Origin of the sequence: Variovorax sp. OV329, assembly GCF_900114785.1 — a bacterium.
Taxonomy (GTDB): domain Bacteria; phylum Pseudomonadota; class Gammaproteobacteria; order Burkholderiales; family Burkholderiaceae_C; genus Variovorax.
The window spans coordinates 20205-35315 of the sequence record NZ_FOUG01000014.1 but is presented as its reverse complement, the minus strand read 5'-3'; the positions used below and the strand labels follow the sequence as shown (position 1 = coordinate 35315).

The following is a 15111-nucleotide window of genomic DNA, read 5'->3' as shown; positions in this document are numbered from 1 at the left end:
CGCCATGAAGATCACCCGCTTCGAAACCTTCCGCGTCGCGCCGCGCTGGATGTTCCTCAAGATCGAGACCGACGAGGGCATCAACGGCTGGGGCGAGCCGGTGCTGGAAGGCCGCGCGCGCACCATCGAGACGGCGGTGCACGAGCTGTGCGAGACGCTGGTCGGCCAGGACCCCTCGCGCATCAACGACCACTGGCAGACGATGTACCGCAGCCACTTCTACCGCGGCGGCGCGGTGCTGATGAGCGCCATCGCCGGCATCGACCAGGCGCTGTGGGACATCAAGGGCAAGTCGCTGGGCGTGCCCGTGTACGAGCTCTTGGGCGGCAAGGTGCGCGAGCGCATGAAGGTCTACAGCTGGGTGGGCGGCGACCGTCCCGCGGACATCGTCGGCCAGATGGAGCAGCTGCTGGCGGCCGGCATCGACACCTTCAAGCTCAACGGCTGCGAGGAGATGCGCATGCTCGACTCGCCGCGCGCGGTGAGCGCCGCGGTGGCCAAGGTGGAGAAGGTGCGCGAGCTGCTGGGCGACAAGGTGGACTTCGGCCTGGACTTCCACGGCCGCGTGGCCGCGCCCATGGCCAAGTCGCTGCTGCGCGCGCTGGAGCCGGTCCGGCCGCTGTTCGTCGAAGAGCCCGTGCTCGCGGAGCAGGCCGAGTACTACCCGCGCCTGGCCGCGTCAACCTCCATTCCGCTGGCGGCCGGCGAGCGCATGTACTCGCGCTTCGAATTCAAGAAGGTGTTCGAGGCCGGTGGCATCGCCATCGCGCAGCCCGACCTTTCGCACGCCGGTGGCATCACCGAGTGCCACAAGATCGCCGCCATGGCCGAGGCCTACGACGTGGCGCTGGCGCCGCACTGCCCGCTGGGCCCGGTGGCCTTGGCCGCCTGCCTGCAGGTGGACATGGTCGCGCACAACGCCCAGCTGCAGGAGCAGAGCATGGGCATCCACTACAACAAGGGCGCGGAGCTGCTGGACTACGTCCGCAACCCCGAGGACTTCCGCATCCAGGACGGCTGCATCGCCGCGCTGCCCAGGCCCGGCCTGGGTGTCGAGGTCGACGAAGAGCGCGTGCGCCACGCCGCGAAGAACGCCCCCGACTGGCACAACCCCGTCTGGCGCCATGCCGACGGCAGCGTCGCCGAGTGGTAGCCGCACCACGACCGATCCGATCAACAACCCCTGTCGCGCGGCCTCGCTGCGCTTCTCTCGTCAAACCAAGGAGACATCCATGCACAACAAGTTCTTCCCCGTCAGCCGCCGCCTCGCCGCCGTGGCCCTGGCCACGCTCGCCCTGGGCATCGGCTCGGCCGCGCAGGCCGAGGTCAAGGCCAAGCTCGGCCACGCCATGCCCGACAGCCACCCGCAAGCCATCGCGATGAAGAAGTTCGCGGAACTGGCCAGCACCTACACCAAGGGCAACGTCAAGGTCACGGTCTACTCCAGCGCCCTGCTGGGCAGCGATGAGAAGCAGCTGCAGGCCACGCAGGCCGGCACGCAGGAGCTGTACATCGGCACCCTGGCGCCGCTGTCGACCCGCGTGAAGGAAGTGCAGGTGTGGGACCTGCCCTTCATGTTCCAGAACGAGAAGGAGGTCTACGCGGTGCTCGACGGCGCTTCGTCCAAGAAGATCTTCGAGAAGATCGAACCCACCGGCCTGGTGGGCCTGACCTGGACGGGCATGGGCTTTCGCAACCTCTCCAACAGCAAGCACGCGGTCAACAAGCTGGAAGACGTGAGCGGCCTGAAGATCCGCGTCATGGCCAACCCGGTGGCACTGGACACCTGGAAGACCATCGGTGCCAACGCCGTGCCCATGGCCTTCTCCGAAGTGTTCCCCGCGCTGGAGATCAAGGCGCTGGACGGCCAGGAAAACCCGCTGCTGCACATGTACGCCAACAAGATGCAGGAAGTGCAGAAGTACATCTCGGTGACCAACCACGTCTACACGCCGGTGGCGATGGTGGCTTCCAAGAAGTTCTGGGACTCGCTCTCGCCGGCGGACAAGGAAGGCGTGCAGAAGGCCGCGACCGAAGCGGGCCTGTACCAGCGCAAGCTGCTGGACGAGGGCGACCTCAAGGTGGTGGGTGAGTTCAAGTCGGCAGGCGTGACGGTGAACAACGTCAGCCCGGCCGAGCTGGCGCGCATCCAGGACAAGGTCAAGCCGGTGGTGGCCAAGTACTCGACGGTGATCGGCGAGGACTTCGTCAAGGGCTTCTACGCCGAGATCGACAAGGCCCGCGCCGCCAAGTAAGCGCAGGCGCTACCGCCGCGCGGCACGGGCCGCGCGGCTGCCGCATACAGCAACAAGTCCAACGGCAAGAGAAGAGAAGGAGGGGTGACATGTCCGCCGCCCAGTCATTGAAGACGATCGCCGACGCGCTCATCCGCGCGCTCGAGGTCGTCATGGTCCTGTGCATGGTCGTCATGCTGGTCATGGTGTTCGGCAACGTGATGCTGCGCCTGTTCTTCAACACCGGCATCGACATCTCGGAAGAGATCCCCCGCTACGCCTTCGTCTGGCTGACCTTCCTGGGCGCCATCGTGGGCATGCGCCGGCGCGCGCACCTGGGCGTGGACATGCTGGTGCAGGCGCTGCCGCGCGCCGGCCGCCGCGTGTGCTTCGCCATCTGCCAGGTGGTGATGCTGGTGTGCTGCATCTACATCTTCTACGGCACCTGGCTGCAGCACGACATCATCAAGGGCACCGCCTCGCCGGTGGCCCAGATCAGCACGCTTTGGGTGTTCGGCGTGAGCTACCTCACGGGGGCCGCCATCGGCTTCATGTGCCTGTCCAACCTGATCCGCCTGGCGATGGGTCACGTGTCCGACGACGAGCTGATCGAGGTGCACGAGGAAGGCATGGAAGAGGCCATGCATGCGCAGGAAGACCTGAGCAAGCAGCAGCAAGGAGGCCGCGCATGACGCTCCTCGTCTTCATCGGATCGCTCCTGGGCCTCATGGCCGTGGGCCTGCCCGTGGCTTTCGCCCTGATCGGCTGCGGCCTGGCCATGATGTTCTACATGGGGGTGACCGATCCGCAGATCGTGATCCAGAACATGTGGGACGGCGCCAACAGCTTCCCGCTGCTGGCGGTGCCCTTCTTCATGCTGGCCGGCGAGTTCATGAACGCCGGCGGCATGACCCGGCGCATCATCGTCATGGCCATGTCCTGGGTGGGCCACATCAAGGGCGGCCTGGGCTACGTGGCGGTGATGGCGGCGGTCATCATGGCCTCGCTGTCGGGCTCGGCGGTGGCCGACACGGCGGCGCTGGCCTCGGTGCTGGTACCGCTCATGCGCAACGCCGGCTACGACGTGAACCGCTCCTGCGGGCTGATCGCCTGCGGCGGCATCATCGCGCCGGTCATCCCGCCTTCCATCGGCATGATCCTGTACGGCGTGACCGGCGGCGTGTCGATCACCAAGCTCTTCATCGCCGGCATCGTGCCGGGCGTGCTGATGGGCCTGGCGATCATGATCGCGTGGCGCTGGTCCATCCAGCGCGATCCGGTCAAGGCCGAGCCGCGCCGCTCCATGGCCGAGCGCCGCAAGGCCACGCGCGACGCGCTGTGGGCCATGGTGCTGCCGATCGTCATCGTCGGCGGCCTGAAGATGGGCTGGTTCACGCCCACCGAGGCGGCCGTCATCGCCGCGGTCTACTCGCTGGTGGTGGGCCTGTTCGTCTACCGCGAGATCCAGCTCAACCAGCTCTTCAAGCTGGTCCTGCGCGCTGCCGAGACCACCGCGGTGATCATGTTCCTGGTGTCGGCGGCCGGCGTGTCGGCCTGGCTGATCACCACCGCCAACATCCCGCAGCAGCTGGCCGAGCTGGTCGAGCCGATCATGGGCAACAAGATGCTGCTCACCTTCGTGCTGATGATGCTGGTGCTGGTGGTGGGCACCGCGCTGGACTTCACGCCCACCGTGCTGATCCTCACGCCGGTGCTGATGCCGGTGCTCAAGCAGGCCGGCATCGACCCGGTGTACTTCGGCGTGCTCTTCATCATGAACAACGCCATCGGCCTGGTGACGCCGCCGGTGGGCACCGTGCTCAACGTGGTGTGCGGCATCGCCCGCATACCGATGAGCGGGGCCATCCGCGGCGTGCTGCCCTTCATGTTCGCGCAGACCGTGGTGCTGATGCTGCTGGTGGTCTTCCCGCAGATCGTGATGTGGCCGCTGCAGTGGATGACGCGCTGAGACAACCCAAGGAAACGACATGCAAGCCCTCGTGATCCATGCCCCCGGCGACCTGCGCGTGCAGGACGTGCCCACCCCCGAGCTAGAAGCCGGCCAGATGCTGGTGCGGGTGCGCTGCGGCGGCATCTGCGGCTCCGACCTGCACTACTACCAGCACGGCGGCTTCGGCACCGTGCGCATCCAGGAGCCCATGGTGCTCGGCCACGAGGTGGCCGGCGCCATCGAGGCGGTGGGCCCGGGCGTGAGCGGCTTCGCCGTCGGCGAGCGCGTGGCCGTCAGCCCCAGCCGGCCCTGCGGCCAATGCCGCTTCTGCCAGATGGGCCTGCAGAACCACTGCCTGGACATGCGCTACTACGGCAGCGCCATGCGCATGCCGCACGTGCAGGGAGCGTTCCGCCAGCAGATCGTGATCGACACCACGCAGGCGTACAAATTGGCCGACCACGTGAGCGACCAGGAAGGCGCGATGGCCGAGCCGCTGGCGGTCGCCCTGCACGGCGTGCAGCGCGCCGGCCCGCTGCTGGGCCGCAAGGTGCTCGTCACCGGCTGCGGCCCCATCGGCGCGCTGGCCATCATCGCGGCCCGCCGCGCCGGTGCCGCGCACATCGTGGGCACCGACATGGGCGAGCATCCGCTGCGCAAGGCGCTGCAAGTGGGCGCCGACGAGGTCATCAACGTGGGCACCGAGCCCGAGGGGCTGGCGCGCTTCGCCGCCGACAAGGGCCAGTTCGACGTGCTGCTGGAGGCCAGCGGCAACGAGCGCGCCCTGCGCAGCGCCTTCGACGTGCTGCGCCCGCGCGGCATCGTGGTGCAGCTGGGCCTGTCGGGCGGCGAGATGCAGCTGCCCTTCAACACCGTGGTGGCCAAGGAGTTCGACCTGCGCGGCAGCTTCCGCTTCCACGAGGAATACGCCACCGCGGTCGAGCTCATCAACAAGAAGCTGGTGGACCTCAAGCCGCTGATCTCCGCCACCATGAGCTTCCGCGACCCGGCCCGCGCCTTCGCGCTGGCGGCCGACCGCTCGCAGGCGATGAAGGTGCTGCTGAGCTTCGACGACTAGGAAAGAAAGGCAGGGCGCCTCAGTTGCCCTGCAGGTGCGGGTACGAGGCGAACAGCTCCGCCGCCCAGTCCACGAAGGCGCGCACCTTGGGGCTGAGGTGCCGGTTGGGCGGGTACACAACGTACATGGGCAGCGGCTCCACGTCCCAGTCGGGCAAGAGCTGCACCAGCTCGCCGCGCTCGATGTAGGGCTCGGCCTGGAAGCGCACCACCTGCGAGATGCCGAAGCCGGCCAGCACCGAGCTGAAGTGCGCATTGGCCTCGTTCACCGACACCCGGTAGGGCAGGGTGAGCTCGATGAACTCCTCGCCCTTCCTGAATTCGTGCGGCAGGGTGCGGCGCGTGCGGCTCGAGAAGTAGCCCACCACGTGGTGGCGCTTCTCCAGCTCGTTGGGATGCTGCGGCGTGCCGTAGCGCTGCACGTAGCTGGGCGATGCCACGGTGATGAAGGGCAGCATCGCGATGCGCCGCGCCACCAGCGACTGGTCGGTCAGCTGGCCGGCGCGGATCACGCAGTCCACGTTCTCGCCCAGCAGGTCCACCGGCCGGTCGGTCACGCCCAGGTCGACCTGGATGTCGGGGTACTTGTCGCAGAAGCTCTGCAGCGCCGGAATGATGAGCAGCTGCGCGGTGGACGAGCCCACGTCGATGCGCAGCCGCCCCTGCGGGCTGGCCTGCGCATTGGTCATGCTCGACTCCAGGTCGTCGAAGTCGTTGAGCAGCCGGGCCGCCCGCTCGTAGTAGGCCGCACCGTCGGGCGTGACCGTGACGCGCCGGGTGGTGCGGTTGAGCAGCTTGCTCTGCACGCGCTCCTCCAGCGACTGGATCTGCTTGGTCACCGTGCCCTTGGGCAGCGCGAGCGACTCTGCCGCCCGGGTGAAATTGCCGGATTCGACGACGCGCACGAAAGCGCGCATGGCGAGGATGGGGTCCATTTGTTCTTGCTCTCCTCATGCCCTTGAGATTGGGGGTTTCCCCGAAGGGAGCGGGATTCTCACACGGGCAACAGCCCCTGATTGTTCCTTCTGGAGAAACAGACTTACGTGTTCATTAGGGGTTTCTGACACAACGAAGCGTCCTAATATCCAGACCATCGATTGCCACCATTCCATTTCCAGGATTGCCCATGTCGCCCCGCTCACCCGCCACCGCCGCCGAAACCCTGCCCACGCAGGCCGGAGGGGGCGTGGCCGAGCAGGACATCCGCATCGACCTGCCCAGGCGCGAGCCGGTGGCGGCGCGCATCTACGGCGAGAAGCAGCCCGGCGGCAGCCCCCTGGTGCTGCACTTCCATGGCGGCACCTTCGTCTGCGGCGAGTTGGACGACGGCCGCATGGTTGCCCGCCTGCTGGCCGCCAGTGGCGCGGTGGTGCTCTCGCTGGCCTATCCGCTGGCGCCCAAGAATCCGTTCCCGGGCGCCATCGACCTGGGCTTCGACGTGCTCGAGTGGCTGTTCAAGAACCGCACGAAGCTGGCCGGCAAGAACGCCCGCATCTTCCTGGCGGGCGAGGAAGCCGGCGGCAACCTGGCGGCGGGCATGGCCCTGATCGCCCGTGACCGCGGCCATCCGCCGCTGGCCGGGCAAGTGCTGCTGTCGCCCATGCTGGACCCCTGCGCCGGCACCGAGTCGCTGCGCAAGGCCATGGAAGACGACGGTGTCCATTGCAAGTGGGCCACCGGCTGGGCCAAGTACCTGGGCCGTCCCAAGGACGCGCTGCACCCCTATGCGGTGCCCAGCGCCTCCCTGCGCCTGGGCCAGCTGGCCCCCACCCTGGTGGTGGTCGGCCAGGACGACGCCATGCGCGACGAAGGCCTGGCCTACGCCGCCCGCCTGCGTGAAGCAGGCAATACGGTCACCAGCATCGTGTTGCCCAGTGCAGCCGGCTGGGAGGAGTCGCTGGCGCAGGGCGCCAGCGGCGAATGTCCCTGCGAGGTGACGGTGAAGCAGCACTTCCGCGAATTCCTCAGCGCAGCGCCGCCTCCCGCCAGCTGATTCCCCCGTCGGCGGAGACACCGACGACCGGCGCCCGAAGGCCGGACCGATCCCGACAAGAACACATTCTTTCTGGCGCCACCAGCGCCGGAAGGACCGTCGCATCCCGAATGGAACCCAAAAGGAAGAGAAGAGCCATGACCAAGCAACAGATCCGCAACACGGCCCGTCGGGGCCTGTGGCCCACCCTCACCGCGCTGACGGCCGCCCTGGCCCTGGCCTCGGCGGTGTTCGGCCTGAACAGCCAGCGCGCCGAAGCCAGCGCACCGCCCGCCGCGCCGCCGGCCATCCCGGTCTCGGTCGCCACCGTCGAGGCCACCGAGATCAACGCCTGGGACGAGTTCTCCGGCCGCCTCGAAGCCGTGCAGCGCGTCGACGTCCGCCCACGCGTGGCGGGTGCCGTGCAGGCCGTGCACTTCCAGGAAGGCGCGCTGGTCAAGCAGGGCGACCTGCTGGTGACCATCGACCCCGCGCCCTACGCCGCAGAGGTAGACCGCGCCGAGGCGCAGGTCGCCGCCGCGCAGGCCCGCGTCTCGTACACGCAGAGCGAGCAGGTGCGCGCCACGCGCCTGTGGAACGAGCAGGCCATCGCCCAGCGCGAGCTGGACGAGCGCAGCAATGCCAAGCGCGAGGCCGAGGCCAACCTGCGCGCCGCGCAGGCCGCGCTGCAGAGCGCTCGCCTGAGCCTGGGCTACACCCAGGTGCGGGCGCCGGTGGCCGGCCGCATCGGCAAGCTCGAAGTCACCGTGGGCAACCTGGTGGGCGCGGGTGCCGCGGCGCCGGTGCTGACCACGCTGGTCTCGGTGAGCCCCATCTACGCCAGCTTCGACGTGGACGAGCAGGTCATCGGCAAGGCCTTGAAGGAACTGCCGGGCAACGGCTCGCGCAACCAGATCGACCAGATCCCCGTGCAGATGGGCACCGCCGCCACCAACGGCACGCCCTTCGAAGGCCGGCTGCAGTTGATCGACAACCAGGTCGACGCGAAGAGCGGCACGGTGCGCGTGCGCGCCGCCTTCGACAACAAGGACGGCAGCCTGATCCCCGGCCAGTTCGCCCGCGTCCGCATGGGCCAGGTGAAGGCCGCCACCGTGCTGCTGGTGAGCGAGCGTGCCATCGGCACCGACCAGAGCAAGAAGTTCGTGATGGTCGTCAACGGCGACAACAAGACCGAGTACCGCGAGATCACCGTGGGCGCACCTGCCAAGGGGCTGCGCGTGGTGAGCGCAGGCCTCAAGCCCGGCGAGCGCATCGTGGTCAACGGCCTGCAGCACGTGCGCCCCGGCGCATCGGTGGAGCCGAAGGACGTTCCGATGGACGTGGCGCAAGCCCCTGCCGCAGGCAACAAGGTCGCCACGAACTGAGCCACTGACGACCGACTGAATTCCTGAGAGCGACGCACAGGCGCCCGAGCGGCGCCGGGGATGCGCTCGCCCTCGAAAAAGGAGAAGAGAAATGAATCTGTCCAAATTCTTCATCGACCGGCCCATCTTCGCGGGCGTGCTGTCGGTGCTGATCCTGCTGGCGGGCCTGATCGCCCTGCGCGGCCTTCCGATTTCCGAGTACCCCGAAGTGGCCCCGCCCTCGGTGGTGGTGCGTGCCCAGTACCCGGGCGCCAACCCCAAGGTCATCGCCGAGACGGTGGCCACGCCGCTGGAGGAATCCATCAACGGCGTGGAAGGCATGCTCTACATGGGCAGCCAGGCCACCACCGACGGCGTGATGACGCTGACGGTGACCTTCAAGCTGGGCACTGACCCCGACAAGGCCCAGCAGATGGTGCAGAACCGCGTCTCGCAGGCCGAGCCGCGGCTGCCCGAGGAAGTGCGGCGCCTGGGCATCACCACGGTGAAGAGTTCGCCCAACATCACGATGGTGGTCCACCTGGTCTCGCCCAACGGCCGCTACGACATGAACTACCTGCGCAACTACGCGGTGCTCAACGTCAAGGACCGGCTGGCGCGCATCAACGGCGTGGGCCAGGTGCAGGCCTGGGGCGGCGGCGAGTACGCCATGCGCGTCTGGCTGGACCCGCAGAAGGTGGCGCAGCGCGGCCTGTCGGCCAACGACGTGGTGACCGCCATCCGCGGCCAGAACATCCAGGCCGCGGCCGGCGTGGTCGGCGCATCGCCGGGCCTGCCGGGCGTGGACCTGCAGATGTCCATCAACGCGCAGGGCCGCCTGCAGAGCGAGGAAGAGTTCGGCGACATCATCGTCAAGACCGGCGGGGACGGCGCCGTCACGCGGCTGCGCGACATCGGCCGCATCGAGCTGGGCGCTTCCGAATACGCACTGCGCTCGCTGCTGGACAACCAGCAGGCGGTGGGCATCGGCGTCTTCCAGTCGCCGGGCTCCAACTCGCTGCAGATCTCGGCCGACGTGCGCAAGACCATGGACGAGCTGGCCCGCTTCATGCCCGAGGGCCTGGAGTACCGCATCGCCTACGACCCCACGCAGTTCGTGCGCGCCTCCATCGACTCGGTGGTGCACACGCTGCTGGAAGCCATCGCCCTGGTGGTTCTGGTGGTGATCCTGTTCCTGCAGACCTGGCGCGCTTCCATCATTCCGCTGCTGGCAGTGCCGGTGTCGGTGATCGGCACCTTCGCCGTGCTGCACCTGCTGGGCTTCTCGATCAACGCGCTGACCCTGTTCGGGCTGGTGCTGGCCATCGGCATCGTGGTGGACGACGCGATCGTGGTGGTGGAGAACGTAGAGCGCAACATCGCCTCGGGCCTGGCGCCGCGCGAAGCCACCTACCGTGCCATGCGCGAAGTGTCGGGGCCCATCATCGCCATCGCGCTGACGCTGGTGGCAGTGTTCGTGCCGCTGGCCTTCATCAGCGGCCTCACGGGCCAGTTCTACCGGCAGTTCGCGGTGACCATCGCGATCTCCACCGTGATCTCGGCGATCAACTCGCTCACGCTGTCGCCGGCCCTGGCCGCGCTGCTGCTCAAGGGCCATGACGAACCCAAGGACGCGCTCACCCGCGGCATGGACCGCGCCTTCGGCTGGCTGTTCCGCGGCTTCAACCGCTTCTTCCATCGCGGCTCGGAGGCCTACAGCGGCGGCGTGAAGCGCGTGCTCTCGCGCAAGGCGCTGATGATGGTGGTCTACCTTGCGCTGATCGGCGCGACCTTCGGCCTGTTCAAGGCGGTGCCCGACGGCTTCGTGCCGGCGCAGGACAAGCAGTACCTGATCGGCTTCGCGCAGCTGCCCGACGGCGCCACGCTGGACCGCACCGACGAGGTGATCCGCAAGATGGGCGATGTCATGGCCAAGAACCCGAACATCGAGGGCTCGCTCTCCTTCCCGGGCCTATCGATCAACGGCTTCACCAACAGCTCCAACTCGGGCATCGCCTTCGCCATGCTCAAGCCCTTCGACGAGCGCAAGCGTGGTGACCAAAGCGGCGGCGCCATCGCGCAGCAGCTCAACGCCGAGTTCGCCAAGATCCAGGACGCCTTCATCGTGATGTTCCCGCCGCCACCGGTGGAAGGCCTGGGCACCACGGGCGGCTTCAAGCTGCAGCTGGAAGACCGCGGCTCGGTCGGCTATGCCGGCATGGACGCGGCCGTGCAGGCCTTCATGGCCAAGACCTACCAGGCGCCTGAACTCACGGGCATGTTCACCAGCTGGCAGGTCAACGTGCCGCAGCTGTACGCCGACATCGACCGCACCAAGGCGCGCCAGCTGGGCGTGCCGGTGCAGGACATCTTCGACACCATGCAGGTGTACCTGGGCAGCCTGTACGCCAACGACTTCAACAAGTTCGGCCGAACCTACAGCGTGCGCGTGCAGGCCGATGCGCCCTACCGCGCACGGGCCGAGGACGTGGGCCTGTTGAAGGTGCGCTCGAGCTCTGGCGAGATGGTGCCGCTGTCGGCGCTGATGAAGGTGGATTCCAGCTTCGGCCCCGAGCGTGCCATGCGCTACAACGGCTACCTCACGGCCGACATCAATGGCGGCCCGGCGCCGGGCTATTCCTCGGGTCAGGCGCAGGACGTGATCAAGCGCATCGCGGCCGAGACGCTGCCCAAGGGCGTGGACTACGAATGGACCGACCTGACCTACCAGGAAATCCTGGCGGGCAACTCGGCGGTGATCGTGTTCCCGCTGGCCATCCTGCTCGTGTTCCTGGTGCTGGCCGCGCAGTACGAAAGCCTGACGCTGCCGCTGGCCATCATCATGATCGTGCCCATGGGCATCATGGCCGCGATGACCGGCGTGTGGCTCTCGGGCGGGGACAGCAACGTCTTCACCCAGATCGGGTTGATGGTGCTGGTGGGGCTGTCGGCGAAGAACGCGATCCTGATCGTGGAGTTCGCCCGCGAGCTGGAGTTCGCCGGCCGCACGCCCTTCCAGGCCGCGGTGGAAGCCAGCCGCCTGCGCCTGCGCCCGATCCTGATGACCTCGCTGGCTTTCGTGATGGGCGTGGTGCCGCTGGTGCTGTCTTCCGGCGCCGGCGCCGAGATGCGCAGCGCCATGGGTGTGGCGGTGTTCGCCGGAATGATCGGCGTGACGGCCTTCGGCCTGTTCCTCACGCCGGTGTTCTACGTGCTGCTGCGCCGCCTGGCGGGCAACCGGCCGCTCAAGCTGCACGGCAAGGAAGTGCACACCGAGGAAGCCTTCGCGCCCGCGGCCGACGTGTCTGCCGCGTCGCATGGCGGCAGCGGTGGCGGCCATGGCCCTCAGCCGCAGCCGGCATCGCCGCGCGGCATGGACGAATGAAGCAAGGAGCAACGAGCATGAACAAGAAGAGAATCTCCTGGACCTGGCTGCCGCTGGTGGCCGCCCTGGTGCTGGCCGGCTGCGCCACGCCGCCGCCGGTCGAGCTGAAGCTGGACACGCAGGTGCAGTTCAAGGAACAGGCGCAGGGCCCGCAGGCCAAGGCCGGAACGCCGGCCGCGGTGCCCGCCGACGCGCGCTGGTGGAGCGCCTTCAGCGACCCGGTGCTCGACCAGCTGATCGAGCGCGCCGCCCGCAACAACACCGACGTGCAGCAGGCCGCGGCGCGGCTGGCGCAGGCCCGCGCCCTGGCGCGCGAGGTCGATTCCGACCGCTCGCCGCAGGTGGGCCTGGGCGCCTCGGCCAACCGCGGCGCTGGCTTGGACCGCGCGCAAGGCAGCACCAAGCCCGCGAACCTGTTCACCGCCGGCCTGGCCGCCTCCTACGAGGTGGACCTGTTCGGCCGCCTTGCCGGTGCCAGCAAGGCCGCATCACTGGACGCCGATTCGCGTGCAGCGCTGCTGCAGAGTGCGCGCCTGGCGGTGCAGTCCGAGGTGGCGCAGCTCTACCTGGCGGTGCGTGCGCTGGACGCCGAGCGCGAGATCATGCGCGACACGGTGCAGGCCTACCGCAACACGCTGGACATCACCGAGCGCCGCAACCGCGCCGGCGACCTGGGCGAGCTGGACGTGGCGCGCGTGCGCACCGAGCTGGCCGCCACCGAGGCCGACGCGCTGGCAGTGGAGCGCAACCGCGCGCTGGTCGAGCATGCGCTGGCCGTGGTGCTGGGCGAGGTGGCCTCCACCTTCAGCCTGCCGGCGGAAGACTGGAAGACCGCCTTGCCGGCGATCCCGGCCGGCCTGCCGTCCACCATGCTGGCGCGCCGGCCCGACGTGCTCTCTGCGCAGAAGACCGTGCTGGCCGCGCAGGAGCGCGTGGGCGTGGCTCAGACCGCGTGGTTCCCGACCATCGCGCTGACCGCCTCGGGCGGCTATGCCTCGCCCGACCTGAGCGACCTGCTCAAGTGGTCCGCGCGGTCGTGGGGCGTGGGCGCGCTTCTGTCGCTGCCCATCCTCGACGGCGGCCGGCGCGAGGCCGGCGTGCAGGGCGCCAACGCGCAGTTCGACGAGCAGATGGCCGCCTACCGGCAGCAGGTGCTGGTCGCTTTCAGGGAAGTGGAAGACCAGCTCTCTTCGCTGCGCCTGCTGGCCGAGCAATCGGCCGTGCAGGACCAGGCTGTTGCTTCAGCGCGGCGTGCATCGTCCCTGTCGGACGTGCGCTACCGCAATGGGGCGATCGGCCAGCTCGACCTGCTGGATGCCCGACGTACCGAGCTGCAGAACCGGCGGCAGGCACTGCTCGTGAAGGCGCTGCAATACCAGGCGACCGTGGGGCTGGTGCGGGCGCTGGGCGGCGGCTGGGGCGAGGCGACGAGCGTCAGCAAGGAAGGCGCGAGCCCCGCGCGCAGCGGCCAATCCTGATCGCGCCAGTTTGGTGCGAATGAGCAAGAAGGCGCCAAGTCGGTGCCTTCTGTGCTTCATGCTTGGGTGAGAATGCACGTTTTTCGTGCAAACCCATCCAGCCAGCCCATGAAGTACAGCAGCGCCGACGCCTTCCTTGCCCACATCGCCCAGCGCAACCCCGGCCAGGGGGAGTACCTGCAGGCCGTCACCGAGGTGATCCACAGCCTGTGGCCCTTCATCCAGCGCCATCCCAAGTACCAGGGCTACAGCCTGCTGGAGCGCCTGGTGGAGCCCGAGCGCACCGTCATGTTCCGCGTCTCGTGGATGGACGACCAGGGCGAGGTGCAGGTCAACCGCGGCTACCGCATCCAGCACAGCCTGGCCATCGGGCCCTACAAGGGCGGCCTGCGCTTCCACCCGTCGGTCAACCTGTCGATCCTGAAGTTCCTGGCCTTCGAGCAGACCTTCAAGAACGCGCTGACCACGCTGCCCATGGGCGGCGGCAAGGGTGGTTCCGACTTCGATCCCAAGGGCCGCAGCCATGCCGAGGTGATGCGCTTCTGCCAGGCCTTCGCCACCGAGCTGTTCCGCCACGTGGGCGCCGACACCGACGTGCCGGCCGGTGACATCGGCGTGGGTGCGCGCGAGGTCGGCTTCCTGGCCGGCATGGTCAAGAAGCTCACGAACCGCGCCGACTGCGTGTTCACCGGCAAGGGCCTGTCCTTCGGCGGCTCGCTGATCCGGCCCGAGGCCACCGGCTACGGCAATGTCTACTTCGCGCAGCAGATGCTCGAGCGCAAGGGCCTGTCCTTCGACGGCCTGCGCGTGGCCGTCTCCGGTGCGGGCAACGTGGCGCAATACACCATCGAGAAGGCCATGGCCCTGGGCGCCAAGGTGGTCACCGTGTCCGACTCCGGCGGCTGCGCGGTGGACGAGGCCGGCTTCACGCCGGAGAAGCTGCAGCTGCTCATGCACATCCGCAACGACCAGCACGGCCGCGTGAGCGACTACGCGGCCCAGGCCGGCGCGCGCTATGTCGAGGGTGCACGCCCCTGGAAGCTGCTGCCGGTGCAGGTCGCGCTGCCCAGCGCCACCCAGAACGAGCTGGACGGCGACGATGCCCGCGCGCTGGTCAAGAACGGCGTGCTGTGCGTGGCCGAGGGCGCCAACATGCCCAGCACGCTGGAAGCCATCCAGGTGCTGGAAGCGCACGACGTGCTGTATGCGCCGGGCAAGGCCAGCAACGCCGGCGGCGTGGCCACCTCGGGCCTGGAGATGAGCCAGAACGCGCTGCGCCTGTCCTGGCCGCGCGAGGAAGTCGATGCGCGGCTCCAGCAGATCATGAAGAGCATCCACGCCGCCTGCCTGCACCACGGCGAGACCGCGGGCGGGCGCGTGAGCTACGTGCAGGGCGCGAACGTGGCGGGCTTCGTCAAGGTGGCCGACGCGATGCTGGCGCAGGGCGTGGTCTGACGGACTCGGCGCGGGGCCGGCGACCACGGCGGCGCCCTCTGCCGGGCGGCGCTTGAGGGGCCGCCGACCCTGCGCCATACTGCCCCCTCGCGACTGGACGAGGTGCTCAACTACGGGCGCCGCGACGTGTCAGCATCTTCGCGGCGGCCCGCACCGGCATCGGCTTCACGGGACAGCACCGTCGCCTCTTCATCA

At 68.5% G+C, this 15111-nt stretch carries 11 protein-coding genes; 10 read left to right on the top strand and 1 reads right to left on the bottom strand.

Translation table 11 applies throughout. From position 1 onward, the window contains the following. Positions 1-4: 4 nt before the first annotated feature. From dgoD to BM345_RS21025, 5 genes are all read left to right on the top strand, one after another. Positions 5-1153 (top strand): galactonate dehydratase, encoded by a 1149-nt coding sequence (dgoD, locus tag BM345_RS21045; protein ID WP_093383182.1) that lies wholly within the window; start codon positions 5-7, stop codon positions 1151-1153. A gap of 79 nt (positions 1154-1232) precedes the next feature. After that, complete coding sequence (locus tag BM345_RS21040) at positions 1233-2255, top strand: TRAP transporter substrate-binding protein (RefSeq protein ID WP_093383179.1); 1023 nt, start codon at positions 1233-1235, stop codon at positions 2253-2255. A gap of 89 nt (positions 2256-2344) precedes the next feature. Further along, a complete protein-coding gene (locus tag BM345_RS21035; RefSeq protein ID WP_093383176.1) occupies positions 2345-2926 on the top strand; it encodes a TRAP transporter small permease in 582 nt (193 codons plus the stop codon). Next, positions 2923-4203: a TRAP transporter large permease gene (locus BM345_RS21030; RefSeq protein ID WP_093383173.1), complete on the top strand. Its 1281-nt coding sequence runs from the start codon at positions 2923-2925 to the stop codon at positions 4201-4203. The genes BM345_RS21035 and BM345_RS21030 overlap by 4 nt, the downstream gene beginning before the upstream one ends. A gap of 19 nt (positions 4204-4222) precedes the next feature. Beyond that, a complete protein-coding gene (locus BM345_RS21025) occupies positions 4223-5263 on the top strand; it encodes an L-idonate 5-dehydrogenase (protein ID WP_093383170.1) in 1041 nt (346 codons plus the stop codon). Positions 5264-5282: 19 nt separating this feature from the next. On the opposite strand, the gene BM345_RS21020 is transcribed toward BM345_RS21025, so the two are convergent. After that, the gene (locus BM345_RS21020; RefSeq protein ID WP_093383167.1) at positions 5283-6197 is read right to left on the bottom strand and encodes a LysR family transcriptional regulator; all 915 of its coding nucleotides are present in this window, start codon (positions 6195-6197) and stop codon (positions 5283-5285) included. Positions 6198-6388: 191 nt separating this feature from the next. On the opposite strand from BM345_RS21020, the gene BM345_RS21015 reads away from it, so the two are divergent. The 5 genes from BM345_RS21015 (at position 6389) to gdhA (ending at position 14916) form a co-directional block, all read left to right on the top strand. Then, positions 6389-7255, top strand: a complete 867-nt coding sequence (locus BM345_RS21015) for an alpha/beta hydrolase (protein ID WP_093383164.1) — start codon at positions 6389-6391, stop codon at positions 7253-7255. 137 nt (positions 7256-7392) lie between these two features. Beyond that, positions 7393-8619 (top strand): efflux RND transporter periplasmic adaptor subunit, encoded by a 1227-nt coding sequence (locus BM345_RS21010; protein WP_093383162.1) that lies wholly within the window; start codon positions 7393-7395, stop codon positions 8617-8619. Between the two features lie 91 nt (positions 8620-8710). Continuing rightward, a complete protein-coding gene (locus BM345_RS21005) occupies positions 8711-11983 on the top strand; it encodes an efflux RND transporter permease subunit (RefSeq protein ID WP_093383159.1) in 3273 nt (1090 codons plus the stop codon). Beyond that, positions 11980-13461 carry an efflux transporter outer membrane subunit gene (locus tag BM345_RS21000; RefSeq protein WP_093383156.1) on the top strand — a complete coding sequence of 494 codons (1482 nt, stop codon included), beginning with the start codon at positions 11980-11982 and terminating at the stop codon, positions 13459-13461. Before BM345_RS21005 ends, BM345_RS21000 begins: the two co-directional genes overlap by 4 nt. 108 nt (positions 13462-13569) lie before the next feature. After that, complete coding sequence (gdhA, locus tag BM345_RS20995) at positions 13570-14916, top strand: NADP-specific glutamate dehydrogenase (protein WP_093383153.1); 1347 nt, start codon at positions 13570-13572, stop codon at positions 14914-14916. Positions 14917-15111 lie beyond the last annotated feature (195 nt).